Raw genomic sequence first — 25,304 nt, 5'->3', positions numbered from 1 at the left:
CAGTCACCGTGCCGCCACGCCGTCGGCCACCAGGCTGGCGGCCAGCGCCAGCATCACGGCGCCCGTCAATCCCTCGATGCATTTCCATGCCGCCGGGCGTGCCAGCACGCCGGCAAAGCGGGCGGCGCCGAATCCAAGCAAGGTGAACCATAGCAGCGACGCGGTCATCGCACCGGCCGAGAACGCGGTGCGCTCCGCCTCGGGATAACGCCCGCCGATCGACCCCAGCAGCACGACAGTGTCCAGGTACACGTGCGGATTGAGCAGCGACAGGGCCAGCACGCTGGCCAGCGCGGCGGCGGCGGTGCGCGGCGCGGTAGCGCCAGCGACATCGAGGCTGCTCGTTATCAGCATGTTGCGCCAGCTGCGCAAGCCATACCAGAGCAGGAACGCCGCGCCACCCCAGCGGGCCGCTGCCATCAATACCGGCGAGCCTTCGATCAGCGCACCCGCGCCAGCGACACCGGCACCGATCAAGGCGATATCGACCACGATGCAGGCCGCTACCGTCAGCGCGACATGGCTGCGCTGCACGCCCATGCGCAGGACATGGGCATTCTGCGCGCCGATGGCCATGATGAGGCTGGCGCCCAGGCCCAGCCCGCTGAGGAATACCTGTGTCGTCATTGCGTTTCTCCGTGAAAAACGCATTGTCACGGGAAGCGTGCTTGAAATGAAGCTGGATTAATATAATTCAGCTTTCATCAAAAATCCTAAGGAAGCCGTGGACACACGACATTGCGAAGCTTTCCTGGCGGCTGCGGAAACAGGCAGCTTCGAGCATGCAGCGACCCAGTTGAACCTCACGCCGTCGGCCGTGTCGCAGCGCATCGCGGCACTCGAGACCACACTCGGTGCGCCGTTGCTGATCCGCAGCCGGCCATGCCGCACCACGACAACGGGGCAGCGCCTGCTGGTGCACCTGCGCCGCAGCAGGCTGCTGGAGGAAGAGTTTTTTTCCGAACTGCGCAATCAGGCCGCGGCGTCGCTGCGCATTGCCATCGCCGTCAACAACGATACGCTGGCGACGTGGCTGTTGCCGGGCATCGCAGGGTTCCTGCAACGTGAACAGATCACGCTCGATATCGTGCTGGACGAACAGAACTACACGTATGCGCTGCTGGAAAAAGGCGTGGCGGTGGCCGGCATCTCGAGCGAACCGGGGGCCATGCGGGGCTGCGTCGTCCAGCCCCTGGGAACGATTCGCTATCGGATGATGGCTGCGCCGGCCTTCGCGGCCCGCTGGTTTCCCAAGGGTTTCGAGCGCTCTGCCGCCCAGCGCGCACCCGTCGTCGTGTTCTCGCGCAAGGATCGCCTGCAGGCCGATTTCATCCAGGCGGAACTGGGGCTGATGCCCGGCGGTTATCCGGTGCACTACGTGCCGGCCAGCGACCCGTTCCTGGATGCCGTCAGGCTGGGCCTGGGCTACGGCATGTTGCCGTGCCAGCAGGTGGGCGGTTTGGTGGAAGCGGGAGAGCTGGTCGATCTCGCGCCGGGCAAATACACGGACGTGCCGCTGTACTGGCATGCCTGGCGTGTGCAGTCGCCCGCACTCGAGCGCCTGGGCCAGGCCGTGGTGGCGGCGGCCCGCGCCGCCCTCCACCAGCCGGTGTTGCCTCAATAGGTGTAGAACATGCGCTGGATCTCGGCCGTATTGCTGGTCTTCGTCAGCGCCAGCATCAGCAGGATGCGGGCCTTCTGCGGGTTCAGCGTATCGGCGGCCACGAAATCGAGCTCGTCGTCATTGGCTTCGCCATTGCGCGCCAGGATGCCCTGGCCCACGCGGCTGGCCCGCACAATGATGGTTCCTTTCTTGCGCGCGGCAATCAATGCCGGCTTGACACGCGCTGCCAGGCTGCCATCGCCGACACCGGCGTGGATGATGCCTTTCGCACCGGCGGCCACGAAGGCGTCCAGCGCCACGGTATTCATGTTGGCATAGCCGTACACGATATCGACCTGGGGCAGGGCGGAGATGTTGGCAATGTCGAATTCGCTGTCGAACGTGTGCTTGCGCGTGGACGCCCGATAGAAGAATGCCTTGCCGCCCTGGATATAGCCGACCAGGCCCAGTTCCGGCGTGCGGAAACTGTCGGGGGTCGATGTGTTCGTCTTCGTCACGTCGCGCGCCGCATGGATCTGGTCGTTCAGCGCCACCAGCACGCCCTTGCCGGCCGCATCGCGGCTGCCCGCGACCAGCACGGCGTTATACAGGTTCAGCGGACCGTCGGCCGAGAGTGCCGTCGAAGGCCGCATCGCGCCGACCAGCACGACCGGCTTGCGGCTTTTCACCACCAGGTCGAGGAAATACGCGGTTTCTTCCAGCGTATCGGTGCCATGCGTGATGACGATACCGTCGACGTCGGCCTGGGCCAGCAGGGCGTTGACACGCTTGCCCAGCGTCAGCCAGTGCTCGTTCGTCATGCTTTCGCTGGCGATCTGGAATACCTGCTCGCCTTTCACATTGGCCACTTTCGCCAGTTCCGGAACGGCGGCGATCAGTTGCTGCACGCCGACGGTTGCCGCGGTATAGCCGACCGTGGTGGTGCTGCTGGCGCCGGTACCGGCGATCGTTCCGCCCGTGGCGAGGATCATCACGTTCGGTCGCGTCTGTGCATGGACACCGGTCAGCATGAACAGCAGCGTGGCCAGCACCAGGAACAATTGCGGGTAATGCACCGTCTTCTGTCGCGACATGCGGATTCCTTTCAGGACTTGTTATAAAAGGCGCATCTTATACCAACCGCATGGGCAACCAAAGAGGCCTGCCCAAAGCGCCACAGGATGAAAAAACCCGCCGCGGCGGGTTTTTATCGTGGTAGGCCCAACTCAGCCCAGCTTGTCGTCGATCTTGCGGCGCGCCGTGAAGGCCAGCAGCCCGATACCGACGCCCAGCATCGCATAGACGGTAGGTTCAGGTACCGGAGCCAGGTTCAGCGTGCCGGTATAGATACCGCCTGTATTGGCGGTCAGTGTGCTGCCTGTCACCGTGAAGCCGTACGAGCCGGCATTCAGGGGATCGACCGGATAGAATACGATCCCGCCATCGGTCTCGAATTCGGTCTCCAGGTCCGTGCGCATGCCGCCGGCATTTTCCCAGAAGAACTGGATGTCGGTGATGGCATAGTTTTCCTGGCGGGCGCCGTTGAATGTCGTGCGGCCCACCACGGCGGTTCCGGTAGCCCACGACGTCATGGCCACCTCGAACAGGTAGGTGTCGATATTGGTGTCGGCGGACCATGCATGCGATGCGGCGAAATCGGCATTGCCGTCGGCATTGAAGGTGAGGGTGGTTTGAGCGGACGCAGCGCCAGAGGCAAGCAGACCTGCGGTAAGCAGCAGGGAACCTGCCACTTGACTGAACAAAGCTTTCTTCATTTCGATTTACCCCTTGACTCGTTTGTTGTTACGAAGTGATAGCTCGATGTCGGCAAGTGCAAAGGAGATGACTGCAAAGTATTGAACTACGTGTCGCACTACGAAATGCTTACAGCAAAAAGCCATGACTGCAGAAGGCAATAACGACACAAGCAGAATGATGTGATTGGTGGAAAAAATATAAGTTTACAATCTTGCCAACATTGTCAATATAGTCCCACTCGTTGACGTGTTACTTCATTGGTGAAAGGTGCTACCGTTCGGTCGCTGTCGCCCATCTGGCGGCAAGGGCAGAGCTGACCATTAATCAAAGGTCAAGGAAAATATTTTATTGCCGAGTAGCGTGACTGGTACGGCGACCACGACACGATCAAGACGTCTAATTTGCGCATGGATATCAATTCAGACGATCTGCAAACTTTCGTGGCCGTCATCGACAGCGGTTCGCTGAGCGCCGCGGCGGTGCACCTCGGGCAGACCACGTCAGGCGTCAGCCGGGCGATGGCGCGGCTCGAAGATAAACTGCAAACCTCGCTGCTCACGCGCACCACGCGCCGCATGGAACTGACGGAAGAAGGCCAGCTGTTCCTCGATCGCGCGCGCCGCATCCTGGCCTCGATGGAGGAGGTGGAAGAATGCATCCGCATCCGCCGCCAGCAGCCCGCCGGGCGCCTGTGCGTGGATGCCGCGTCGCCGTTCATGCTGCACTGTATCGTGCCGCACGTGGCCGGGTTTCGCGCGCTGTATCCGGAGATCCGGCTGGAACTCACGTCGAACGACCGCATCGCCGACCTGATCGAGCACCGTACCGATATCGCGATCCGCATCGGCACGCTGAACGATTCCACGCTGCACGCGCGGCCCTTGACGTCGAGCCCGCTACATGTGCTGGCCAGCCCCGCCTACCTGGCCAGGCACGGCGCACCGGCAGCGCCGGACGACCTGGCGCGCCATGCGCTGCTCGGGTTCGTGCAATACGAGCAGGGCAATACATGGCCCGTGCGGCATGGTGCCGGCGACAGCCTGGCCGTGACGCCGTCGCTGGCGGCGTCGTCCGGCGAAACGCTGCGCCACCTGGCGCTGGCCGGCGAAGGCATCGCATGCCTTGCCGATTTCATGACCCGCGCCGACATCGCCGCCGGCCGGCTCGTGCCGCTGCTGGCGGCATTCAACACCGGCCACCGTCAGCAGATCCATGCGGTCTATTACCGCAACACGCAGCTGGCCCAGCGCATCAGCTGCTTCCTCGAGTTCCTGCAGCAAAAGCTTTGATCGACGGGTTACAGCTGTAGGCGCGGTCCCACATTCACACGCGCGAAAGCGCCGCCGGAATTGTTCGCTGGCGCACGGTATCAACTCGGGTGCATTTATAAGATGGAGTTGCGTGACTGAGTTGTGTAATTGAGCGCGATGCAACGATCAGGATAACGAAGCAGGCCGCTCGTCCGCAGGCAAGCCGGTCGCCTCAAGCGCCGGCACCAGAATTTCGACCAGGCAGCGACGCACCCGACCGCCATGACGCAGGGAAGCGACCGCGAACAATATAGGAGGTCATCATGATGACGACGCAGACCAATCACCCCTCGAAGGAAGCGGTGCGTGAATACCTGGAGCGCAGGACCAATGACGTGGAACCGCCACCGACGCCGGAAGAAATCCGGCGCCAGCTTGGATGGGGCCTTGTGATGTTCGACCAGAAGTACGATGGCAGATCTTGATAAAAAGGAGAAAACATGACTCACCGTATCGGCAACAAGGATGTCGCGCAGATGCGCAGCAAGGAAGAAAAGAAGCGTACCCGCGCCTTCAACAAGGCCATGGAGGCTGAAAAGCAGGCCATCGCCCGCGCGAAATATCGCAACCAGGTCAAGGGACAGGCCGCGCCGGCTGCCTGAGCGGCCTCCAGAACGATTCCTTGCCCCCAACGCCCACGGCTTGCCGTGGGCTTTTTTTTGTCTGCGCGTCACTGACGAACGGGCAGCGGCGAAAGCAACGGGCCGCCATTCGCTGGAAACTTTCGTCATTCACCGGCGCCAGGCCGCCACTCACCGAAAACCCGTTTCGCCCGCGGTCCGCCCGGCGTATCGTTCCATCATCGAAGCGATGGAGGAACCCATGCAAACCGAAAACGACAAGGCAACGATCAAGCTGCGCCGGCAAGTCCTCTGGGGCCTGACGCTCGTGGCGTTCGGTGTCGCCTACCTCGTCCATCGCGACGACCATGAAGCCGTGTGGGTACTGTGGACCTACTGGCCGCTGATACTGATCGTATTCGGCCTCGGCAACATGCTGCCGCCCGTCGATGGCCGGCGTTTCGTCGACGGCCTGTCGCAGGTGCTGTTCGGCGCCTGGTTCTTCGCCACCTATGAAGGCTGGTGGGGCCTGACCTTCCGTAACAGCTGGCCATTGCTTATCATCGTGGCTGGCGCCGGCATGGTATTGCAGCCGCTGGCGACACGCTACTTCGAACGCAAGCAAGGAGAGAAAGCATGAATACCGGGCGCCAGCACAATCCGGCCGCGCAGATCGCGGTCGGCCTCGCCGTCATCGCGGTGGGGCTGCTTTTCCTGCTCGATAATCTCGGCTGGCTGGACTTCGACATGAGCGTGCAGTTCTGGCCGGTGGTCCTGATCATCGCGGGTGCGCTGAAAATCATGGGTGCCCGCTCCACGAATGGCGGCATCATCGGCGGTGTGCTGCTGCTGTCCGGCGTGGTACTGCTGCTGAAGGGGCTCGGTTTGCTGGCGGTCGGGTGGAACGTGCTGGCGCCGGCGGCGATGATCGCCGTGGGCCTGTTCGTGGTGGCCCGCTCGATCGGCCATCGCCGCGCCGACACGGCGTTCGCGGCGCCGCTGAAGGACCGTGGCGACGATACCGTCTTCGCCACCGCCATCCTCGGCGCATACAAGCGCCGCATTACGTCGCAGCAGTTCGCCGGCGGCGAGATCACGGCGATCATGGGCGGCTGCGAGCTCGACCTGCGCGAGGCTTCGCTCGATGGCGATGCGGTCGTGAACCTCTTCGCGCTGATGGGCGGCATCACGATCCAGGTGCCGGTGGACTGGACGGTGCAGCTGGAAGGCGCGCCGATCCTGGGCGGCATCGAGGAATCGACACTGCGCCCGAAAGACGGTTCGAAGCGCCTGGTCGTGCGCGGCTACGCGATCATGGGCGGCGTGGAAATCCGCAACTGATGGTCGTTCCCGCTGTGAGCTGGCTGACCAGGGCCCGGCGCGGGGCGCTGCTGTACCTGCTGGCGTGGCTGATCGTCGGCGCCGTGCTGGGCGGCGTGTGCGCGGTGATGGCGCCGGCACCGCCCGTCAATGCGCTGCTGTTCGCCATTCCCGGCACGCTGGTCTATGGCGTGGCCGCCGGCTTCTCCGCTTACTACCTGTGCCGCGCCAATCCGCTGGGTGCGCGGCCGCCCGCGCTGGTCGTGCTGGCGCTGTGCACGGCGGCGGTGCTGGCCGCATTCATGTGGCTCGCCGTGCTGGGCGGGTGGAATGAACTGTCCCACGCCTTCGGCGTGCGCTGGGCCGGCATCGTGCAGACACCGCTGCTGTCGGCTTTCCTGTTCGTGCTGGGCGCACTGCTGTACGGGTTGCTGGCGGCGATCAATTACCTGGCGATCGAATCGGACCGCGCCCGCAACGCCGAACGGCGCGTGCTGGAATCGAAGCTGATGGCACAGGAGGCGGAATTGCGGATGCTGCGCACGCAGGTCGACCCGCACTTCCTGTTCAACAGCCTGAACTCGGTGAGCGCGCTGACGTCGCAGGACCCGAAAGGCGCGCGCGAAATGACATTGCGGCTCGCCGGCTTCTTCCGCCGCAGCATGGGGCTGGCGGGGCAGCCGAGGATCACGCTCGCACAGGAAATGGACCTGGTGCGCGACTTCCTCGCGATCGAGAAAGTGCGCTTCGGCGAGCGCCTCGTCACCGAGGAGGCGCTGGAAAAGGGCGCGCTCGATTGCCTGGTGCCGCCGATGATCATCCAGCCGCTCGTGGAAAACGCGATCAAGCATGGCATCGGCCAGCTGACTGAAGGCGGGCTGGTGCTGGTGGCCGCGTGGCGCGACGGTGGCCGGCTGTCGATCACGATCAGCAACACGATCGATCCCGATATGGGGCCTGTCCGGGCCGAAGCGCGGCATGGCGTCGGGCTCGCCAACGTGCGCCAGCGGCTCGCGTGCGCCTACCCCAACGGGGCGGCGCTCGAATCGAAACAGGAAGGAGACACGTTCAGTGTCGAAATCCGCCTGCCGGCGCAGACTGCCGAAGACAATGCCGGCGAGGCAGGGAAATAAGGTGGAGAACATGCGATGCGGATGATCGTGGTGGACGACGAACCCCTGGCCCGCGGCGTGGCGCGCGAATACCTGGCCGCGCATCCGGATATCGAGATCGTGGCCGAATGCGCCAACGGTTTCGAGGCCGTGAAGGCGATCAGCGAGCTGGCGCCGGACCTGGTGCTGCTCGATATCCAGATGCCGAAGCTCGATGGCTTCGAAGTGGCCGAGCTGGTGGGAAGTAAAACCCGTTTCATCTTCGCCACCGCGTTCGACCAGTATGCGATCCGCGCCTTCGAGATCCATGCGCTCGACTACCTGTTGAAACCCTTCAGCCAAGAACGCTTCGACAAGGCGCTGGCCCATGCGCGCGCCAGCCTGGCCAGTGCGCTGCCGCGGCAGGAGGCGGCCGTGCGTGAAGCCGTTGCCGCGCGCGGCGCGCCACTCGGCCGCGTGCTGATCCGCGATGGCGCCAGGGTGCACGTCATCGCCACCGAGAAGATCGCCTGGATCGAGGCGCAGGACGACTACGTGCGGATCCATGCCGACGGCAAGGCGTACCTGAAAAACGCTACGCTGGGCGAACTCGAGGCGCAGCTCGACCCGGGGCGCTTCCTGCGCATCCACCGTTCCCATCTCGTCAATGTCGACCATGTGGCACGCATCGAACCGGCCGGCAAGGACAGCCACGCGGCCATCCTCGGCGACGGCACGAAGCTGCCGATCAGCCGCAGCGGCTACCAGAAGATCCGCGCCGTCATGCAGTAGCCGCCAGTGCCGAGCTCGTGTCCACCATGGGGTCAACCCTGAAAGTGGACACAAACTCAGCTGTAACGCTCGGCTGTAACGTGGCTATCACCGCTGGGCCCGTGTCCGCTTTTGTGCCTGACCCCAGGGTGGACACGGGCTGGGCATTCAGTTTGGCACGTGCCACCACGCCGGCAGCAGGGCGCGGATGTCGGGCCGGGCAAAGCGGTCGTCGATCAGGTGCACGGTGCCCGTGTCGCTCGTGGTGCGGATCACGCGGCCGGCCGCCTGCACCACTTTCTGCATGCCCGGATACAGGTACGTGTAATCGTAGCCGGCACCGAAGATCGCCTGCATCTGCTCGCGGATGCGTTCGTTGACGGGATTGAGTTGCGGCAGCCCCAGCGTGGCGATGAATGCGCCGATCAGTCGCGCGCCGGGCAGGTCGATACCCTCGCCGAACGCGCCGCCCAGCACGGCGAAGCCGATCCCCTGGCTCGACTCGGTGAAGCGGGCGAGGAACGCCTCGCGTGCCGTTTCGTCCATCCGGCGCGGCTGGCGCCACACCGTCACGTGCGGATGTTCGCGCGCGAACAGGTCGGCTGCCTTGTCCATGTAGTCGAAGCTGCTGAAGAACGCCAGGTAATTGCCCGGCTGGCTGTCGTACTGCTCGCCCATCAGCCGGGCGATCGGCGCCAGCGAGCGGTCGCGGTGCTGGTAGCGGGTGGAAATGTGGCCGGCAATGCGCACGGTCAGCTGTGCCGCCTGGAACGGCGAGGCCACGTCCACCCATGCCGTATCGGCCGGCATGCCCAGCGTGTCGCTGTAGTAGTTCCAGGGGCTCAGCGTGGCCGAGAACAGCGCCGTGGTGCGCGCGGCGGCGAAGCGCGGTTGCAGGAAGGGCGCCGGCACGATATTGCGCAGGCAGAGCACGGAGTCGACGCGCGTGCCGCCGCCGGCGCCCCGGTTCGAGATCGTCACATCGAAGACCGAGTGCTTGCCGAAACTCTCGGCCAGGCGCGTGAAGTGCAGGACGGCGAAATAAAAATCGAGCACGTCGGCATCGAACCATGCCGGGTTTTCCGCCATGTAGTCGCCGATGTCGGTGGCGGCCGTCTGCAGCGCGTTGACCAGTTTTTCCGGCAGCGCATCATGGGCGCGGTATTCGCCATCCTGCTCTTTCTCGAGCGCGGACCATTGCCGGTGCACGCGGTCCAGCGCCTTCTTCAGCGCGGCGGGCGCCGTCTTGCGCAGCAGCCGCAACCCCGCGTGTTCCAGCTCGGCCGAGTACATCTTGCGGGCGCGCGACACCATGTTGTGCGCCTCGTCGGCCAGCACGGCGATGCGCCACTCGTTCATGATGGTCAGCGAATGCAGCATGGCCGTCACGTCGAAGTAGTAGTTGTAGTCGCCGACGATGACATCGGCCCACCGAACCAGTTCGCTTTGCAGGTAGTACGGGCATACGTCGTGCGCCAGCGCCACCGCGCGCACGCCGGCGCGGTCGAGCATCGGCTCCCTTACCGCCGCCGCGCGGGCCGCAGGCAGGCGGTCATAGAAACCCTTCGCCAGCGGACACGATTCGCCATGGCACGCCTTGTCCGGATGCTCGCACGCCGTATTGCGGGCCGCCAGTTCCAGCGTGCGCAGCGGCAGCAGCGGGGCGCCCGCCCTGATCGACGCCACGGCGTCGAGCGCCATGCGCCGGCCGGACGTTTTCGCGGCCAGGAAGAAGATCTTGTCGTGGCCATGGGCGGCGGCCGCCTTCAGCAGCGGAAACAGGCTGCCCACGCTCTTGCCGATGCCGGTCGGCGCCTGCGCCAGCAGCGCGCAGGAACGGGCGCTGGCCTTGTACATCGCTTCGGCCAGCTCGCGCTGGCCGGGGCGGAAGTCGGCATGGGGAAAACGCAGCGCATGCAGGGCCTCGTCGCGCGCGGCGCGGTGCGCCAGCTCCATTTCCGCCCAGGCCAGGAACGATCCGCACTGCGCTTCGAAGCTAGCCCGCAGCGACGCGGCATCGTGTTCCTCGACGAGATGCGTTTCCTTCTGCGAGCCGATGTCGTAGTAGACCAGCGCAAGGCGCAGCGACGGCAGGCCGCGCGCGGCGCACAGCAGGTGGCCATAGACCTTCAGTTGCGCCCAGTGCAGCGCGCGATGGTTGCCGGGCATGCGATCGAGCTCGCCGCGGAAGGTCTTGATTTCCTCCAGCTGGTTGCGCTTCGGGTCGTAGCCGTCGGCGCGGCCGCGCACGTGCAGCGGGCCAAAGTCGCCGGCCAGCGCGATCTCCTTTTCGTAATCGTCGTCGCGGCGCGACGTGACCACGCCATGCCCGGCGATGCCTTCCTGCGCGGTGGGCGAGGGCGTGAAGCGCAAGTCCAGGTCGCCCGCCTTGGCCGTGAACTCGCACAGCGCGCGCACGGCAACCTTGTACTTTGTCGTCATCGAGCGTATGTCGTCTGTCACTGCGGCTGTCACTGCGGCTGTCATTGGGGCTGTCATTGCGGCGCCCATTGCAGGTAGCAGACCGTCACCGGCATGCGATGCTGCGCGCAGTAGTCGATCCAGCGCAGCTGGTTGTCCTGCAGGCGGTCGCCGGGGCCCTTCACTTCGATCATGTTGTAGCGGCGCTCGGCCGGCCAGAACTGGATCAGGTCCGGGAAGCCCGTGCGGTTGGCTTTCACATCCTGCAGGATGCGCAGGAACGATTGCTTCAGGTGCGCGGGCGGAATGCAGTGCAGCGCCAGGTCGAGCAGCGTTTCATCCATCGCGCCCCAGAACACGAATGGCGACGAGATGCCGCGCTTGGCCTCCAGGTTGCGCCGGATCGTGGCCGGATAGCTGCCGTCGTCCAGCTGCGCCAGGCAGGCATCGAACTGCGCGGTGCGGCGGCGATGGAAGTCGGCACTGTGCAGGTCCGCGGGGCCATGGTGGAACGGATGGAAGAAGGCGCCGGGAATGGCGGCGAAGACCGCGTCCCAGCACAGCAGTCCGAACAGCGAGTTGATCAGCGCATTTTCCACGTAGAAGACTGGCGCTTCGTCGCGGTTCAGGTGGTCGCGCACCACGCCTTCGACCCACCACTGGCCGTCCGGCCGGGGCAGCGCGAGGTCGAGCCGCGCCGGCGGCACGGGTTTGCCGGCATTGCCGCGCGGATGCCCGAGGCGGCGCGCCAGTCGTGGTGCCATGCGCAGCAGGTGCTGCCGTTCCGCTTCGCTTTCCGGCGCGGCCATCGCCCGTTGCAGGCGCTCCCAGGCGGCGCCGAACTGCTCGTCCTTTTCCAGCACGCGGATCGCGCGCGCCCGCGCGCCCGGGTAGGCGCAATCGCTGTAGACGGTGCACGCGCCGGCCCAGTCGCGCAGCTTTTCCAGTTGCTGGCCCAGCTGGAACAGCAGCTTGTGGCGGCGGCTGGCCAGCCATTCGTTGTCCGTGCCGGGCGGCGGCACGTCGCGCAGCACGTCCAGCGGCGCCTCGCCATTGCCGAAGCGTTCGCGGCAGGCGTGCAGGCGCAGGTAGTCGTCGATGTCGCGGCGCGTACGGAAGCCCCGCGCCGCGCCCGAGATCTCCACCTGCTCGAAGCGGAACACGCCGAGGTCGGACAGCACGAATTCCGTCCAGTCCTGGTGATAGTTGCCAAAGAAGATCAGCCGCAGCCGGTCGCACAGCGGTTTCGCGACGATGCGCCAGGCTTCATCGCGTGGCGCATTGTCCCGGCACCAGGCCGAGAACGGCCGTTCACCTTCGTGCGCCGCGCGCAATGCTTCCAGCTGCGCTTCCTTGCGGGCCGAACGCAACGCGCCGGCCAGCCCGAACGCCTGGCACAGCTCCGGCTTTTGCAGCAGGTCGAACAGTTCGTCGAGCGACATGGCCGGATCGGCGACGACCCAGCCCGTTTCTGCCAGCGGCCCGGCGGCAGCGCGGGCGCAGCCGATTTCCTCGTACACCAGCTTCGACGCACGGAACAACTGGCCCTTGCGCATCACCATCCGCACGAACAGGGCGCGCGATGGCTGGGGCAGGGCGGGGAAACGGTCGATGAAGTCGCGCTCCTCGCCGTCGAGCAGGTCGGCATAGCGTTCGCCGATCCATTCGAGGACCCGATGGAAGTTATCCAGGTAATAAAAAGGGTTTTCCAGGACGGGTTTCATCGGCACTGCGGGGAAGCGGGCAAGGAAGGCGTAGAGAAAAAAGCGGAGGCGAAAAAACGGCGGGAGAACAAAAAACTGTATTTATATACAGTCTATCGCTTCTCCCGCCGCTTGCCCAGCGTTTTATTTTATGCCGGCAACGCATGTCGGCCCTGCCGGCCATGCCGCCCCATGCTCAATGCTTGGTCTGCCCGTCGCCCTTCTGTTCGGCAAGCGCGGCCGCTTTCGCCAACTGGTCCTCGAAGGCGGCAACAGCCTGGCGCGTGGCCTTGGTCACCTGTTCATAGCCATTGAAGGCGTTGTCGATCGCCGTCTTGACGATTTCCACCGCGTTTTCGGAGCCGGGCCGCACGTTTTTCGTCACGTCGTAGATCAGGGCCGACAGGTTGCTGCGCGCCTCGGCCAGGTGGGCGTCGGCCGCACTGGTGAATTCCGCACGGATTTCGGTAAGGATCTGGCCGAGCTGGTGGTTGTACTCGGTCAGGTTGGTCAGGTTCTGCATCCGCGCGCTGGCGGCCGCCATGGCGGCTTTCGGATCGGTGGCCTGGCTGAGCTCCTTGCCCGCGGCGATATTCTTTTCAACGCCGCTCCTGGCCGTATCGATATTGAGCTGCAATACCTGTTCAATGCCCTGGACCGCCTTGCTGGTCAGCGTGTTGAAGGTTTCGAGCTGGAACTCGAACAGGGCTTTCGTGGCCTGGGCAAACTGCTCGGGATTCTGAAACATGTCTCCTCCGTCGGTGTGAAAAAGCTTGTCGGGCCATTATTGAACACGAATCAACTTCTCGCAACGGGAATCCTTGTAGGGGCCGAGCAACTTGCGCCAGCCGGGGCCGAGCGGCGTCTGCGAGCAGACCTTGGCGCCATTGCCGGTCACGCTCTCCCACAGCCACCACGGGGCGGGCGCGGCGCCGGCCACGGCGGCCAGCAGCAGGGTACACAGGAACAGCTTGCGTTTCATGAGGGGGCGATCGCGGGAAGGGTCATCGTGAAGGTGGTGCCGGCGCCCGGCTCGCTGCGCACGGCGATCCGGCCGCCCAGCACGCCGGTAACGATATTGTGCGTCACGTGCAGGCCCAGGCCGGAACCGCCGGCGCCGGGCCGGGTGGTGAAGAACGGATCATACACCCGCTCGAGGTTGCCCGCAGGAATGCCTGCGCCATTGTCGGCCACCGACAACGCGATCCAGCCATCCTCCAGCGCGTGGGCCGCCAGCGTGACGGTGCCATCGCCGCCCCCGTCCAGCCCGTGGATCACGGCATTCTCGAACAGGGCGGATACGGCCTGCCCGAGCGGGCCGGGATAGCTGTCCATCGCCAGGCCGGGCGCCACTTCCTGCACGACGCGCGGCCGTGGCGGCGCGATCCCGGCCGTCAGCGGCAGCACCAGTTCGGCGATGAATTCATCGAGCCGGAACTGGCGGCGCTGCGAGCTGGCCGTGTCGACAGCCACCTGCCGGAAGCTGGCGATCAGCGCGGCAGCCCGGCGCAGGTTGCGCACCACGACTTCGTCGGCCTCCGCGGCCTGGACGAGGAACTGTTCGAGGTCGGAGCGGCGCAGGCCGGCAGTCATGCCGGCGCGCAGGGCGCCCACGCGCTCGCTCATCGCACTGGCGATCGTCAGCGTGTTGCCGATCGGCGTGTTCAGCTCGTGGGCCACGCCGGCCACCAGCCCGCCCAGCGCGGCCAGCTTGTCGCGCCGGACCAGTTCGGCCTGCGTCTTGCGCAGGTCGTCCAGTGCGGCGGCCAGTTCGGCGCTGGCCAGTTCGGCCCGCTCCTTCGCGCTGCGCAGTTCGGCCGTGCGCGCCATCACCAGGTCTTCCAGGTGATGGCGATGCCGCGCCAGTTCCGCTTCCCGGCGGGTGCGCTCGATGGCGATACCGGCCAGGTGCACGGCCACGGCGATGAGCCGCTCGTCCTCCGTGCGCGGCAGGCGGATGTCGCGGTAGTACATGGCAAACGATCCCAGGACCGTGTGTTCGTCGGCCATGATCGGCATTGCCCAGCACGCGTGCAGGCCATGCCGGGCGGCGACTTCGTGCCAGCCGTTCCACAGCGGATCGCGGCGGATATCGGCCACCACCACGGGTTCGCGGCGGAACATCGCGGTGCCGCACGAACCGACCGACGGGCCGATCAGCAAACCATCGAACATGGGCAGGAAGTCCGGCGGCATGCTGGGCGCGGCCCCGCCCCGCACCGTTACGCCATCTTCTTCCAGCAGCAGCACGGTGCAGACGAGGCCCGGTGCCTGGCTTTCGATCAGGCGCAGCAGGTTGTCCAGGATGTCCTGCAGGGGGGCGCCCCGCGCGATCATCTCCAGCAACCGGTTCTGCCCCGTGCGCAACGCTTCGGCAACGCGCTGGCCCGTCACGTCCGCCACGCGCATGTGCAGCAGCCGCATGCCCGCCTTTTCCAGCACGACCAGGCGCAGTTCGCCATCGATATGGCGCCCGCTGCTGTGCTGGAACGTCAGCGGGAAGATGCGGATGTCGCCGGACAGGCCGCGCGCGACCAGTGCGGCCACCGCGTCGGCCGACGCCATGCCGTCGGGCTGGCGGAGCGGGCACAGGTCCGCCAGCCGCATGCGCATCAGTTCCGCACCGCTGCGCCCGAACATGCGCTCGGCATTGCGGTTGACGTCCACCGGCAGGCCGCGGGCCGCGTCGTACAGCAGGATCGCGTCCGGCGAGCCGGCCAGCAGCGCGTGATAATTGACTTCGAGGTTGCCGGTATCGAGCGGGCCGCCCACCGGCAGCCAGGCATGGCGCGCGGTGAGTTCGACCGTCACCTTTTCCACCACGTCCCCGGGCGCGCAAGGCAGCCGCAGGTATCCCGCGGCGCCGGCGTGCAGCGCCTGTTCCTGTTCCTCGTCCGATGGCGCGGCCGACATGACCAGCACCGGTGCCGTGCCGGCCAGCCGCGCGCACAGTTCCATCCGCGCGCTGCCCGCCACGGCGGCATCGAGGAGCACGAGGGCCACGTGGCTGTCCGGGCGCGGTTCGCACAGGGTCGCCAGCGCCGTGTCGCCGCGGTTGACGACGGTGGTGCGGAACCCGGCGTGGGCGAGCGCCTCTTCCAGCGCCGGAAACGCGGTGGCGCTGGCGATCAGGATGGTGTTCGGAGTGTCCGATGGAGGAGGGAGGGCCATGGGCAGAGTGTAGACCATGTGGCGCGAGGGTGGCCAATGCGCAGGGCAGAATGAAAAACGCCGCCGGCTCCTGCGAGCCGGCGGCGTTTTCGAGGCTTCCTGCGAAGCCGGTATCCGGTAGAGTGGTGCCCACGGAGGGACTCGAACCCCCACACCTCGCGGCACATGGACCTGAACCATGCGCGTCTACCAATTCCGCCACGTGGGCACTGCTGCTTCTCTAATGCTGCTACTTCTGCTACTGCTACTTCTCGATGATTACTGCGTGTACTGAAAACAGGACTTGGTGCCCACGGAGGGACTCGAACCCCCACACCTTGCGGCACATGGACCTGAACCATGCGCGTCTACCAATTCCGCCACGTGGGCCCTGTTTTCCTTACTTCGTTGCGGTGTTCAGCAACAGAAGGCACGCATCATAAAGGGCGCAACCGGATCCGTCAACCTTCATTTTTGTTTTTACGAAATGTTCTGGACTTCCGTCCCGGTTTGCGTGCCGCCCTGCGCACTGCGGGAGCACCGAGCACCAGCAAGCCGGCGCCCAGCATCGCCCAAGCCGACGGCTCGGGAATCGGCGACACGTCCCACCCGATCACGTCCATTGCCAGCAAGTCGTTCTGCGAGATCGCCAGCGCCTCGCCCAGGCCGGCGGTCGGGTCCATCAGGCCGATGAACAGGTCGTCCTTCCAGTGGCTGGCCTGGCGGCCGTCGCCGAAGTTCACGCCGTTGGAGAACAGCGGACCCGCCGTGGCACCGCCATCGATCGAAAAATACTTGTCGCGGTTGTCGGCGGTCCAGTCGATCACGCCCAGCGCGGCGCTTTGCGCCGAATAGCGGAACATGTCCAGGCCGGACACCCAGCTGAAATCGTTATCGGGGAACAGGTTCGGCGGGGTGGCATTGTTGTCGAGGATATCCACGCCGCTGACGAATCCCAGCGAGTGGCCGATCTCGTGCGCCGCCACGCCGATGAAGTCGTAGGCGTTCGCACTGACGCCGTCGTTCGGGTTGAAGTCGAACGTGAAGTTGCTGTTGAACTGGATGAACGCGTCGCAGGCGCCGATGCAGCCGTTCAGCGTCTGGGCCTGCGTGGCCAGGCCGATCGCCCTGGCCTCGGCGGTGGTGACGCGCACGAAGGCATTGTTGGCGTCGCCATCGTTGTCGAGCCAGGGCGTGGCGCTGCCGGAGCCGTTCGGATTGTTCGACGTGCGGTTCAGCAGCATGCCGAAGGTGTTGCCGCCCGCCAGGCTGGCGGTGGCCGTGGTGTCGAAGGTCGACGTGATGTCGTCGACCAGTTCTTGCCGGAAGGCCGAGTAGGAATACGCCTGCCTGGCGGATTGCGCTTGCCCGAGCACGCCGGGGCCGAGCGGATTGAAGCCCACCGTCAGGTTGATCGTCACGTCGTCGGCAAGCAGGCTGGACCAGCGCGCGGCCGCCGCGGTGAATCCCTGCTGCGCCTGCATCGACGTACCGGCCGTAAACTGGAAATTGAAGACCGGTGCGGCACCGGCGGGGCCGGCCGCGACGGCGGCTGCAGCCAGGGTAATGGTCAGCAGAATGTTCATGGCGTACTCCCTGTGATTGGACGACAGGTAGCAGGCAAGAAGCGTGCACAGGTGTCATGCCAGAGGAAGGGCGCGTGCGCATGCGGCGCGGCAGGCGCGAAAAGGCGGACGGGCGTCAAATAGTCCGACGCAAAAGAAAAGCGCCGTGAATCCTGCGATTCACGGCGCTTTTCATGTATCCGGTAGAGTGGTGCCCACGGAGGGACTCGAACCCCCACACCTTGCGGCACATGGACCTGAACCATGCGCGTCTACCAATTCCGCCACGTGGGCACTGCTTGCTCATTTCCCGCTGCGCTGTACTGCAACGAGGCACGCATCATAACGGCCCGGGCGCCATTGGGCAAGAGGGAATTATGCCTTTTAGAAAATATTGCCTGAAGGCAGTGCTCCCCGATGCCCGTGCCACCCAGTGATCGCCGTTACGCTGCCAGCGTGGATTTGCGCGCCGATTTGCGCGCTGCCCGGCCACCCAGCAGCATCAGGCCGGCACCCAGCATCGCGTACGTCGACGGCTCGGGAACCGGCGACACATTCCAGCCGATCGCATCCATGGCCACCAGGTCTTCCTGCGAGATCGCCAGTACTTCGCCCAGGCCGGCGGTAGGGTCCATCAGGCCGATGTACTTCTCGTCCAGCCAGTGGCTGGCCTGGTTGCCGTCGCCGAACGCGCGGCCGGTGGAAAATGGCGCGATGGCCGTGGCGCCGCCGTCGATCGAGAAGTATTTCTCGCGGTTGTCCGCCGTCCAGTCGATCACGCCCAGGGCCGCACTCTGCTCGGAAAAGCGGAACAGGTCGAGCCCGGAAACAAAGAAGGCATCGTCGGGATACAGGTCCGGCAGCGTGCCGACGTAGTCCAGGTCGTCCACGCTGCTGAAGAACCCCAGCGCATGGCCGATCTCGTGCGCGGCCACCCCGACAAAATCGAACGCGTCCGCGCGAACGCCATCGTTCGGATTGAAGTCGAAGTTGAAGTCGCTGTTGAACCGGATGAAGCCGTCGCACGTGCCGATGCAGCCGTCCAGCGTCTGCTGCGGTCCGGCCAGGCCGAGGGCCTTGGCCCCGGCGCTCGTGATGCCCACGACGCTGTTGTTGAAGCTGCCATCGTTGTCGAGGTAGGGCGTGGCGCTGCCGGCGCCATGCGGATTGTTTGCCGTGCGGTTCAGCAGCATGCCGAAGGTGCTGGTGCCGGGCAGGTTGCTGGTGGCGATGGCGTCGACCGGGGAGGTCGCATCCTGGGCCAGAGCCCCCCGCAAGTCGGCATATTCGTACCCGAGCTTGGCCGAGTAGGTTTCTCCGATGATACTGTTGCCCAGCGGATTGAAGCCTACCGTGAGGTCGATCGTAACATTGTCGGTCAGCACGCTCGACCAGCGTGCGGCGGCGGCGATGAATCCTTGTTGCGCCTGGACCGATGTGCCCTCGGTAAATTGGAAATTGAAGGCCGGCGCGGCGGCGGCGGAGCTGGCTGCGGCAACGGCGCAGACCATTGCAATGGCGGTTGCGATTTTTTTCATGACATCCCCTGTAGTAGTGGTTGGCGAACCTGTCCGGCAAGACATGGGCATGTGGCAGTCATATCTGCCGACAGGATTGCCGTCGCGGATAGCGCTAATAAAAAGCGCGATGATTACCGCGACAGGAGGATATCGGCCAGGCGCCAGCTCAGCAATAGAAAAATGCTTTTTAATCAATAATTATCTGGCAGCGATTCAACGCAACGTTGCTATTGGCCTGAAATGACAAAAGCCGTGAATCTTTCGATTCACGGCTTTTGTCGGGGCTGGAAGCCCGGTATTCGGTAGAGTGGTGCCCACGGAGGGACTCGAACCCCCACACCTTGCGGCACATGGACCTGAACCATGCGCGTCTACCAATTCCGCCACGTGGGCACTGATTTGCTTGCAACTCCTGCTATCATACTGCCTTGGAGAGTTTTGCGCCAGATGAACTTTCATTCCACGCTGCACATCCACTCTGGTACGGCTCATGTACTACAACATCTACTACAACTCATCGGCAACCTCGGTGATAACTTCGATTGCTGCGAGAGCCAGAATTATAGAGTAATCTTTTCGAAAGTCAAAGGGGGCAATAAAAGTGCCCGGCGCGCACATTCCAATTGCGTGTGTTAGGCAAACCGGCGCGCCTCCGGTACACTACGCTGCCACCTTTCCTCACGATCCCACTAATAAGACCAAAGAACAGTTTTGAACCAGACGATCCATACCATCCCCAGCCGCGAGGAAATCCTCGGCATCTTCCGTAGCGCAAGTGCGCCGCTCGATCTGCGCACGCTTTCCATGTCGCTCGGTGTGAAATCCGATTCCCAGGAAGTGCTGACGCGCCGCCTGAACGCGATGGAGCGCGACGGCCAGATCCGTTCCGACGGCAGCGGCTTCTATGTATTGGCCGACCATTCCGGTTTCGTGGCGGGGCGCGTGAGCGCGCACCGCGACGGCTTCGGTTTCGTGATTCCCGACGAACCGGGCGACGACTTGTTCCTGTCCGAGCGCGAAATGCAGAAAGTGCTGCATGGCGACAAGGTCATGGCGAAAGTCACCGGCTACGATCGCCGCGGCCGTCCCGAAGGCACCATCGTCGAGGTGGTGCAGCGGGGGAATACGCACATCATCGGCCGCCTTCTGAAGGACAACGGCGTGTGGATCGTGGCCCCGGAAGACAAGCGCATCGGCCAGGACATCCTGCTGGCCGGCTCGCCCGGCAAGGCCAAGAGCGGCCAGATCGTCAGTGTCGAACTGACCGAGCAGCCGGGCCGCTTCAAGCAGCCGGTCGGCAGGATCGTCGAAGTGCTGGGCGACATGGACGATCCCGGCATGGAAATCGAAATCGCCGTGCGCAAGTTCGGCGTGCCGCACGTGTTCTCCGACGCGGCGCTGAAGCAGGCTGCCAGGCTGCCGGACGTGGTGCATGAAAAGGACTGGGGCGAGCGTGTCGACCTGCGCGACGTGCCCCTGGTCACGATCGATGGCGAAGATGCGCGCGACTTCGACGATGCCGTGTATTGCGAGCAGGTGAAAGTGGGCCGCACGAACGCCTTCCGCCTGATCGTGGCGATTGCCGACGTCTCCCATTACGTCAAGCCGAACGACGCGCTCGATGCGGATGCGATCGAACGCAGCACGTCCGTGTACTTCCCGCGCCGGGTGATCCCGATGCTGCCGGAGAAGCTGTCGAATGGCCTGTGTTCGCTGAACCCGGCCGTCGACCGTCTCACGCTGGTCTGCGATGCCGTGGTCACCGCCCAGGGCGAGATCAAGGCTTACCAGTTCTACCCGGCCGTGATCCACTCGGCGGCGCGCTTCACGTACACCGAAGTGGCGGCGATCCTGTCGAACACGAAAGGCCCGGAGGCGGCGAAACGCGCGCACCTCGTGCCGCACCTGCAAGACCTGTATGCCGTCTATCACGCGCTGCTGAAGGCGCGCCTGGAGCGGGGTGCGATCGATTTCGAAACGACGGAAACCTACATCGTCTGCAACCCGGCCGGCAAGATCGAGAAGATCATCCCGCGCACGCGCAACGATGCGCACAAGCTGATCGAGGAATGCATGCTGGCCGCGAACGTGTGCGCGGCCGACCTGCTGCTGCGCCACAAGCACCCCGGCACGTACCGTATCCACGCCGCGCCGACCAAGGAAAAGCTCACCCAGGTGCGCGAGTTCCTGAAGCAGGTGGGCCTGTCGCTGGGCGGCGGCGATACGCCGGTGGCCGGCGATTACGCCGAGCTGATGCGCAAGATCAAGGAGCGGCCGGATGCGAACCTGCTGCAGACGATGCTGCTGCGTTCGATGCAGCAGGCCGTCTACAGCCCGGAAAACATCGGCCACTTCGGCCTGGCGTATGAAGCCTATGCGCACTTCACCAGCCCGATCCGCCGCTACCCCGACTTGCTGACGCACCGCTCGATCAAGGCCATCTTGCAAGGCAAGAAGTACGAGCCGAAGGTCGAGGACAAGAGTGTGCTGAACACCACGGTGTCGAATGCCACGCGCCGCCAGCAGGTGAAGGACAAGGCCGCGGGCAAGGAGCCGAAGGCGACACGCGACCTGACCGTGTGGGACGCACTGGGCGTGCACTGCTCGGCCAACGAGCGCCGCGCCGACGAGGCTTCGCGCGACGTCGAAGCCTGGCTGAAGTGCTACTTCATGCAGGACAAGCTGGGCGAGGAATTTTCGGGCCTGATCACCGGCGTGACCACGTTCGGCATCTTCGTGCAGCTGGACCAGCTGTTCGTCGAAGGCCTCGTGCACGTGACGGACCTGGGCGCCGATTTCTTCCAGTACGACGATGCCCGCCACGAATTGCGCGGCGAGCGCACCGGCAAGCGCTATCAGCTGACCGACCGGGTCATGGTGCAGGTGGTGCGCGTGGACCTCGAGTCGCGCAAGATCGACCTGCGCCTGGCGCCGAGCGAAACCGCAGGCATGCCGCCGCCGGCGCCGCGCGGCGGGCGCAAGGGCCAGTCGTTCGACGATGAGGGCTTCGGCAACGACGACGTGAAGCCGCGCCGCGGCAACGCGCGCGGCGGTCCGTCGCGTGGTGGCGCGGGCGGCAAGGGTGGCGGGCGTAACGGGGCCGGCGGCAGGAATGCCGGCCCGGGTTTCAACTCGGACAGCGCGCCGCGCATGGTTGCCGACGAAGCCGTCGCGACCCGTAAAGGCAAGGTCAAACGCGGCGGCAACGACGGGTTCGAGCCGGCACCGGCCAAGGCTGCGGCACCTTCGGTTGCCCCTTCAGCTGCTCCCGCAGTTGCCCCCGCAGTTGCCCCCTCCATTACGCTGCTGCCGCAGTTCGACGCCGAGCCGAAGCCGAAAAGCCGCGGCAAGACGACCAAGGCCGCAGCACCAGCCAAGGGTGGCAAGACCCGTGCCGCGGCTGGCACGGCTGCAAAGACGGCCGCCAAGCCAGGCGGCAAGGCCCGCAAGAAATCATGATCCACGCCGCGGCCATTGCCGCGGCGCTTTTCCCCAGTGTTTCCTCCGGCGACTCCGGTCGCCAACATAAGAACCCAGTACCATGTCCAAGAACAAAATGATTTTCGGCTTCCATGCCGTGACCTCGCGCCTGCGCCACGAAGCCTCGTCGGTCGAAGAGATCTTCGTCGACGCCGCGCGCGACGACCGCCGCATGAAAGACCTGATCGCCAACGCCAAATCGGCCGGCGTGCGCGTGATGCCCGTCGACTCGGCCCGCCTCGACAAGATCGTCGGCACGCGCCGCCACCAGGGTGTGATCGCCTTCGCGTCGCAACTCGCGCTGGCGCGCAACCTCGACGAGCTGCTCGACGCGATCGACGGTCCGCCGCTGCTGCTGGTGCTGGACGGCATCACCGACCCGCACAACCTGGGCGCCTGCCTGCGCGTGGCCGACGGTGTCGGCGCGCATGCCGTGATCGTGCCGAAGGACCGCGCGGTCGGCCTGAACGCCACCGCCGCCAAGGTGGCCAGCGGCGCCGCCGAGACCGTGCCCTACATCACGGTGACGAACCTGGCGCGCACGCTGCGCGAACTGAAGGAACGCGACATCTGGCTGATCGGCACGTCCGACGATGGCGAAAAAGGCCTGTACGAAGCCGACTTCACGGGGCCGACGGCGCTGGTGATGGGCTCCGAAGGCGAGGGCATGCGCCGTCTCACGCGCGAAACGTGCGACATGCTGGTGAGCATCCCCATGTTCGGTTCGGTCGAGAGCCTGAACGTGTCGGTCGCGTCGGGCGTGTGCCTGTACGAGGCGCGCCGCCAGCGGATCGCCAAAGAGGGCTGACGCCCCGCGACGCCTTCAAGCCTGCCCTTGCAGCCCGCGCCGGGCAGCCCGTCCAGGCGGCCGGGCTGCCCGGCGCGGTCACCATGGCGGGCATCCTGCAAGCCGCTTGCCGATGCGCTACCATCGTGGTTCGATCGTCATTGCGTCCATCCATGTTCCGCCACCTGCGCCAAGACATCCGCAGCATCATCGAACGCGATCCCGCCGCCCGCAATGCCTGGGAGGTGCTGACGTGTTACCCCGGCCTGCATGCGATCATCGCGCACCGCTGGGCGCACTGGTGCTGGACACATGGGCTGAAATGGCCCGGTCGCTTCATCAGCGCACTGGCGCGCATCGCCACCGGTATCGAGATCCACCCCGGCGCCACGATCGGCCGGCGCGTGTTCATCGACCATGGCTTTGGCGTGGTCGTGGGTGAAACGGCGCAGATCGGCGACGACTGCACGATCTACCAGGGCGTCACGCTGGGCGGCACGTCGCTGTCGCAGGGGAAGAAACGCCATCCCACGCTGGAGCGTGGCGTGATCGTCGGAGCCGGCGCCAAGGTGCTGGGCAGCTTCACGGTGGGCGAGTATGCCAAGGTGGGCTCGAATGCCGTGCTGCTGAAACCGGTGCCGCCCGGCGCGACGGCGATCGGCAATCCTGCCCATATCGTGCAGAAGCACGACGGCAACACGCAGCGCCTGTTCGCGGCCTATGGCGTCACGCCGAACGGCGACGATCCCCTGTCGAAGGCGTTGCACGGCCTGATCAACCACGCGGCCGCGCAGGAGCGGCAGATCGAGCGCATCGTGGCGCTGCTGAAGGAAAACGGCTTGCCATGCGCGGAGATCGAATCCATCGGCAAGCCCGACCCCGCCCAGCTGAACAAGCTGGTCGACTGAACAGATTGAGAAAACCGAGAACACCGAGGAGATGCGATGACCGATGCAGCAAATACCCCCGCAGCCGATGCGCCATCCGACACACTGGACCCGTTCGAGATCCGCGTGCTGGCCGTGCTGGCGGAGAAGGAAGCGCTGACGCCGGATAACTACCCGATGTCGCTGAACGCGCTGACCAACGGCTGCAACCAGCTGTCCAGCCGCGATCCCGTGATGCAGATTTCGGAAGACACGGTGGCCGATGTGCTGGCCCGGCTGACCGAGCGTCGCCTCGTCAATGCCGTGGCGGCGGCCGGTGCCCGCGTCACGAAATACGAGCATCGCATGCGCATCAAGTGGTCGCTCGAGCAGGACAAGCTGGCCGTGCTCGCGATCCTCATGCTGCGCGGCCACCAGACCGCCGGCGAGATCCGCACGCGCACGGGCCGCCTGCATGATTTTTCGTCGGTGGCGGACGTGGAAAGGGCGCTGCAATTCCTGATCGACAAGTACCCGCCGATCGTGGCGAAGCTGGCCCTGGCGCCGGGTACGAAGGAGCCACGCTACGGCCAGTTATTGGGCGGGGAAATCCAGCTGGCGCGGGAAGAGGCGGGATATGGCACGGCCGCCGTGGCGCCGGGTGGCGCATCGCGCGGCGACCGCGTGGCGCAGCTGGAGCTGGAAGTGCAGCAGTTGCGCGCCGACTACGCGGCGCTGGCGGAGCAGTTTGAACAGTTCAAGCGGCAATTCGAATAATGGCCAACCCGGGGATGCAGTTCGAGCGGCAATGCGAATAACGGCCAACCCGGGGATGCAGTTCAAGCGGCAATGCGAATGAACCGCTGGCTGGAGATGCGGCTCAGGCGGCGATGCGAATGGAAGGCGCCGATGGCGTGCCGGCCGCGGCGATGCCGCGCAGCTCGGCCAGCCCGTCGGCCAGCGGGAACGCCTCGCCGGCCAGCAGTGCGCCCACGAGGCCGATGGCCAGCTTCAGCGCCGCATTGGCCACGGTGCCGCAGCGGAACGGCAGGATCAGCCGGTAGCGGCCCGGCATCTTCGGCACACCGCCGACAAAACCCATCATCACTTCGTCGCCGGTCAGGCGGTGCAGTTCGATCGCCACGCTCTGGATGAGGCGCGCCAGCTGCAGGCCGCGGCCCGGCGCGTCCACGTCGTCTCCCACCACGCCGATCAGGCTGCGCCCTTGCCGCAGGCCTGGCAACGCCGTCTTCAGGCTGGTTCGCAGGCGCTGCATGTCGCTGGCGGAATACGGGGCAGGGTGACCGAGGTCGAGAATGCTCAGCAGGCAAGGCTCGGTGCAGTAACGGTTGGCGCCGTCGAGATAACGCTGGTCGATTATGTTCATATTATTCACCAT

At 65.2% G+C, this 25,304-nt stretch carries 23 protein-coding genes and 4 tRNA genes; 12 read left to right on the top strand and 15 right to left on the bottom strand.

Annotated features, from left to right (window positions below):
• Positions 1 to 3 precede the first annotated feature (3 nt).
• Positions 4 to 627 (bottom strand): LysE/ArgO family amino acid transporter, encoded by a 624-nt coding sequence (locus tag ACY65G_RS07270; protein WP_464996692.1) that lies wholly within the window; start codon positions 625 to 627, stop codon positions 4 to 6.
• 97 nt (positions 628 to 724) lie between these two features.
• On the opposite strand from ACY65G_RS07270, the gene ACY65G_RS07265 reads away from it, so the two are divergent.
• The gene (locus tag ACY65G_RS07265) at positions 725 to 1,624 is read left to right on the top strand and encodes a LysR family transcriptional regulator ArgP (RefSeq protein ID WP_464996691.1); all 900 of its coding nucleotides are present in this window, start codon (positions 725 to 727) and stop codon (positions 1,622 to 1,624) included.
• On the opposite strand, the gene ACY65G_RS07260 is transcribed toward ACY65G_RS07265, so the two are convergent.
• On the bottom strand, positions 1,618 to 2,634 hold the full coding sequence (locus ACY65G_RS07260; RefSeq protein ID WP_464997054.1) for a type II asparaginase: 1,017 nt from the start codon (positions 2,632 to 2,634) through the stop codon (positions 1,618 to 1,620). The genes ACY65G_RS07265 and ACY65G_RS07260 overlap by 7 nt on opposite strands.
• A 195-nt stretch (positions 2,635 to 2,829) precedes the next feature.
• A complete protein-coding gene (locus ACY65G_RS07255) occupies positions 2,830 to 3,378 on the bottom strand; it encodes an FxDxF family PEP-CTERM protein (protein ID WP_464996690.1) in 549 nt (182 codons plus the stop codon).
• Positions 3,379 to 3,768: 390 nt separating this feature from the next.
• Between ACY65G_RS07255 and ACY65G_RS07250 the strand changes: the two genes are divergently transcribed.
• From ACY65G_RS07250 to ACY65G_RS07220, 7 genes are all read left to right on the top strand, one after another.
• Positions 3,769 to 4,650: a LysR substrate-binding domain-containing protein gene (locus tag ACY65G_RS07250; RefSeq protein ID WP_464996689.1), complete on the top strand. Its 882-nt coding sequence runs from the start codon at positions 3,769 to 3,771 to the stop codon at positions 4,648 to 4,650.
• 284 nt (positions 4,651 to 4,934) lie between these two features.
• Complete coding sequence (locus ACY65G_RS07245) at positions 4,935 to 5,096, top strand: hypothetical protein (RefSeq protein WP_464996688.1); 162 nt, start codon at positions 4,935 to 4,937, stop codon at positions 5,094 to 5,096.
• A 15-nt stretch (positions 5,097 to 5,111) separates the two neighbouring features.
• Positions 5,112 to 5,273: a hypothetical protein gene (locus ACY65G_RS07240; RefSeq protein ID WP_464996687.1), complete on the top strand. Its 162-nt coding sequence runs from the start codon at positions 5,112 to 5,114 to the stop codon at positions 5,271 to 5,273.
• Between the two features lie 220 nt (positions 5,274 to 5,493).
• Entirely contained in the window at positions 5,494 to 5,871 is a 378-nt protein-coding gene (locus ACY65G_RS07235) for a LiaF transmembrane domain-containing protein (protein WP_464996686.1), read from the top strand.
• On the top strand, positions 5,868 to 6,572 hold the full coding sequence (locus tag ACY65G_RS07230; RefSeq protein ID WP_464996685.1) for a LiaF transmembrane domain-containing protein: 705 nt from the start codon (positions 5,868 to 5,870) through the stop codon (positions 6,570 to 6,572). The genes ACY65G_RS07235 and ACY65G_RS07230 overlap by 4 nt, the downstream gene beginning before the upstream one ends.
• Positions 6,572 to 7,684 carry a sensor histidine kinase gene (locus ACY65G_RS07225; RefSeq protein WP_464996684.1) on the top strand — a complete coding sequence of 371 codons (1,113 nt, stop codon included), beginning with the start codon at positions 6,572 to 6,574 and terminating at the stop codon, positions 7,682 to 7,684. Before ACY65G_RS07230 ends, ACY65G_RS07225 begins: the two co-directional genes overlap by 1 nt.
• Before the next feature lie 15 nt (positions 7,685 to 7,699).
• Positions 7,700 to 8,434 (top strand): LytR/AlgR family response regulator transcription factor, encoded by a 735-nt coding sequence (locus ACY65G_RS07220; protein ID WP_464996683.1) that lies wholly within the window; start codon positions 7,700 to 7,702, stop codon positions 8,432 to 8,434.
• A 147-nt stretch (positions 8,435 to 8,581) separates the two neighbouring features.
• On the opposite strand, the gene ACY65G_RS07215 is transcribed toward ACY65G_RS07220, so the two are convergent.
• The 11 genes from ACY65G_RS07215 to ACY65G_RS07165 form a co-directional block, all read right to left on the bottom strand.
• A complete protein-coding gene (locus ACY65G_RS07215; protein ID WP_464996682.1) occupies positions 8,582 to 10,855 on the bottom strand; it encodes an ATP-dependent DNA helicase in 2,274 nt (757 codons plus the stop codon).
• 53 nt (positions 10,856 to 10,908) lie between these two features.
• Positions 10,909 to 12,558, bottom strand: a complete 1,650-nt coding sequence (locus tag ACY65G_RS07210) for a VRR-NUC domain-containing protein (RefSeq protein ID WP_464996681.1) — start codon at positions 12,556 to 12,558, stop codon at positions 10,909 to 10,911.
• A 175-nt stretch (positions 12,559 to 12,733) separates the two neighbouring features.
• On the bottom strand, positions 12,734 to 13,285 hold the full coding sequence (locus ACY65G_RS07205; protein WP_464996680.1) for a phasin family protein: 552 nt from the start codon (positions 13,283 to 13,285) through the stop codon (positions 12,734 to 12,736).
• A gap of 36 nt (positions 13,286 to 13,321) precedes the next feature.
• A complete protein-coding gene (locus ACY65G_RS07200; protein WP_464996679.1) occupies positions 13,322 to 13,519 on the bottom strand; it encodes a hypothetical protein in 198 nt (65 codons plus the stop codon).
• On the bottom strand, positions 13,516 to 15,726 hold the full coding sequence (locus ACY65G_RS07195; RefSeq protein ID WP_464996678.1) for an ATP-binding protein: 2,211 nt from the start codon (positions 15,724 to 15,726) through the stop codon (positions 13,516 to 13,518). The genes ACY65G_RS07200 and ACY65G_RS07195 overlap by 4 nt, the downstream gene beginning before the upstream one ends.
• A gap of 105 nt (positions 15,727 to 15,831) precedes the next feature.
• Positions 15,832 to 15,916 (bottom strand) — tRNA-Leu (locus ACY65G_RS07190).
• Between the two features lie 76 nt (positions 15,917 to 15,992).
• Positions 15,993 to 16,077, bottom strand: a tRNA-Leu gene (locus tag ACY65G_RS07185).
• A gap of 71 nt (positions 16,078 to 16,148) precedes the next feature.
• Positions 16,149 to 17,273: an NF038122 family metalloprotease gene (locus ACY65G_RS07180; RefSeq protein WP_464996677.1), complete on the bottom strand. Its 1,125-nt coding sequence runs from the start codon at positions 17,271 to 17,273 to the stop codon at positions 16,149 to 16,151.
• A 188-nt stretch (positions 17,274 to 17,461) separates the two neighbouring features.
• A tRNA-Leu gene (locus ACY65G_RS07175) sits at positions 17,462 to 17,546 on the bottom strand.
• 149 nt (positions 17,547 to 17,695) lie between these two features.
• Entirely contained in the window at positions 17,696 to 18,790 is a 1,095-nt protein-coding gene (locus ACY65G_RS07170; RefSeq protein WP_464996676.1) for an NF038122 family metalloprotease, read from the bottom strand.
• Between the two features lie 290 nt (positions 18,791 to 19,080).
• Positions 19,081 to 19,165, bottom strand: a tRNA-Leu gene (locus tag ACY65G_RS07165).
• A gap of 318 nt (positions 19,166 to 19,483) precedes the next feature.
• Here ACY65G_RS07165 and rnr point away from each other — a divergent pair.
• The 4 genes from rnr to ACY65G_RS07145 all read left to right on the top strand — a co-directional run bounded on the left by rnr (position 19,484) and on the right by ACY65G_RS07145 (position 24,682).
• Positions 19,484 to 22,231: a ribonuclease R gene (gene rnr, locus ACY65G_RS07160; RefSeq protein ID WP_464996675.1), complete on the top strand. Its 2,748-nt coding sequence runs from the start codon at positions 19,484 to 19,486 to the stop codon at positions 22,229 to 22,231.
• A gap of 82 nt (positions 22,232 to 22,313) precedes the next feature.
• Complete coding sequence (gene rlmB, locus ACY65G_RS07155) at positions 22,314 to 23,060, top strand: 23S rRNA (guanosine(2251)-2'-O)-methyltransferase RlmB (RefSeq protein ID WP_464996674.1); 747 nt, start codon at positions 22,314 to 22,316, stop codon at positions 23,058 to 23,060.
• Positions 23,061 to 23,212: 152 nt separating this feature from the next.
• Complete coding sequence (gene cysE / locus ACY65G_RS07150) at positions 23,213 to 23,947, top strand: serine O-acetyltransferase (RefSeq protein WP_464996673.1); 735 nt, start codon at positions 23,213 to 23,215, stop codon at positions 23,945 to 23,947.
• Positions 23,948 to 23,983: 36 nt separating this feature from the next.
• Entirely contained in the window at positions 23,984 to 24,682 is a 699-nt protein-coding gene (locus ACY65G_RS07145) for a YceH family protein (protein WP_464996672.1), read from the top strand.
• 103 nt (positions 24,683 to 24,785) lie between these two features.
• Here ACY65G_RS07145 and ACY65G_RS07140 read toward each other — a convergent pair whose 3' ends face one another.
• The gene (locus ACY65G_RS07140) at positions 24,786 to 25,292 is read right to left on the bottom strand and encodes a cyanophycin synthetase family protein (protein ID WP_464996671.1); all 507 of its coding nucleotides are present in this window, start codon (positions 25,290 to 25,292) and stop codon (positions 24,786 to 24,788) included.
• Positions 25,293 to 25,304: the final 12 nt, after the last annotated feature.

Source organism: Pseudoduganella sp. jia 12 (assembly GCF_055502675.1).
Note: the sequence above shows the minus strand (reverse complement) of the source record. Positions and strands in the feature narration are given on the sequence as shown.

What these genes read in the sequence shown, in the direction of transcription:
- ACY65G_RS07245 (WP_464996688.1), top strand. Translation starts at nt 4,935, where the DNA reads ATGATGACGACGCAGACCAATCACCCCTCGAAGGAAGCGGTGCGTGAA.
- ACY65G_RS07215 (WP_464996682.1), bottom strand. Translation starts at nt 10,855, where the DNA reads ATGACGACAAAGTACAAGGTTGCCGTGCGCGCGCTGTGCGAGTTCACG.
- ACY65G_RS07250 (WP_464996689.1), top strand. Translation starts at nt 3,769, where the DNA reads ATGGATATCAATTCAGACGATCTGCAAACTTTCGTGGCCGTCATCGAC.
- ACY65G_RS07210 (WP_464996681.1), bottom strand. Translation starts at nt 12,558, where the DNA reads ATGAAACCCGTCCTGGAAAACCCTTTTTATTACCTGGATAACTTCCAT.
- ACY65G_RS07225 (WP_464996684.1), top strand. Translation starts at nt 6,572, where the DNA reads ATGGTCGTTCCCGCTGTGAGCTGGCTGACCAGGGCCCGGCGCGGGGCG.
- ACY65G_RS07235 (WP_464996686.1), top strand. Translation starts at nt 5,494, where the DNA reads ATGCAAACCGAAAACGACAAGGCAACGATCAAGCTGCGCCGGCAAGTC.
- cysE (WP_464996673.1), top strand. Translation starts at nt 23,213, where the DNA reads ATGTTCCGCCACCTGCGCCAAGACATCCGCAGCATCATCGAACGCGAT.
- ACY65G_RS07230 (WP_464996685.1), top strand. Translation starts at nt 5,868, where the DNA reads ATGAATACCGGGCGCCAGCACAATCCGGCCGCGCAGATCGCGGTCGGC.
- ACY65G_RS07200 (WP_464996679.1), bottom strand. Translation starts at nt 13,519, where the DNA reads ATGAAACGCAAGCTGTTCCTGTGTACCCTGCTGCTGGCCGCCGTGGCC.
- ACY65G_RS07180 (WP_464996677.1), bottom strand. Translation starts at nt 17,273, where the DNA reads ATGAACATTCTGCTGACCATTACCCTGGCTGCAGCCGCCGTCGCGGCC.
- ACY65G_RS07145 (WP_464996672.1), top strand. Translation starts at nt 23,984, where the DNA reads ATGACCGATGCAGCAAATACCCCCGCAGCCGATGCGCCATCCGACACA.
- ACY65G_RS07270 (WP_464996692.1), bottom strand. Translation starts at nt 627, where the DNA reads ATGACGACACAGGTATTCCTCAGCGGGCTGGGCCTGGGCGCCAGCCTC.
- ACY65G_RS07220 (WP_464996683.1), top strand. Translation starts at nt 7,700, where the DNA reads ATGCGGATGATCGTGGTGGACGACGAACCCCTGGCCCGCGGCGTGGCG.
- ACY65G_RS07170 (WP_464996676.1), bottom strand. Translation starts at nt 18,790, where the DNA reads ATGAAAAAAATCGCAACCGCCATTGCAATGGTCTGCGCCGTTGCCGCA.
- ACY65G_RS07260 (WP_464997054.1), bottom strand. Translation starts at nt 2,634, where the DNA reads ATGCTGACCGGTGTCCATGCACAGACGCGACCGAACGTGATGATCCTC.
- ACY65G_RS07195 (WP_464996678.1), bottom strand. Translation starts at nt 15,726, where the DNA reads ATGGTCTACACTCTGCCCATGGCCCTCCCTCCTCCATCGGACACTCCG.
- ACY65G_RS07205 (WP_464996680.1), bottom strand. Translation starts at nt 13,285, where the DNA reads ATGTTTCAGAATCCCGAGCAGTTTGCCCAGGCCACGAAAGCCCTGTTC.
- rlmB (WP_464996674.1), top strand. Translation starts at nt 22,314, where the DNA reads ATGTCCAAGAACAAAATGATTTTCGGCTTCCATGCCGTGACCTCGCGC.
- ACY65G_RS07140 (WP_464996671.1), bottom strand. Translation starts at nt 25,292, where the DNA reads ATGAACATAATCGACCAGCGTTATCTCGACGGCGCCAACCGTTACTGC.
- ACY65G_RS07240 (WP_464996687.1), top strand. Translation starts at nt 5,112, where the DNA reads ATGACTCACCGTATCGGCAACAAGGATGTCGCGCAGATGCGCAGCAAG.
- ACY65G_RS07255 (WP_464996690.1), bottom strand. Translation starts at nt 3,378, where the DNA reads ATGAAGAAAGCTTTGTTCAGTCAAGTGGCAGGTTCCCTGCTGCTTACC.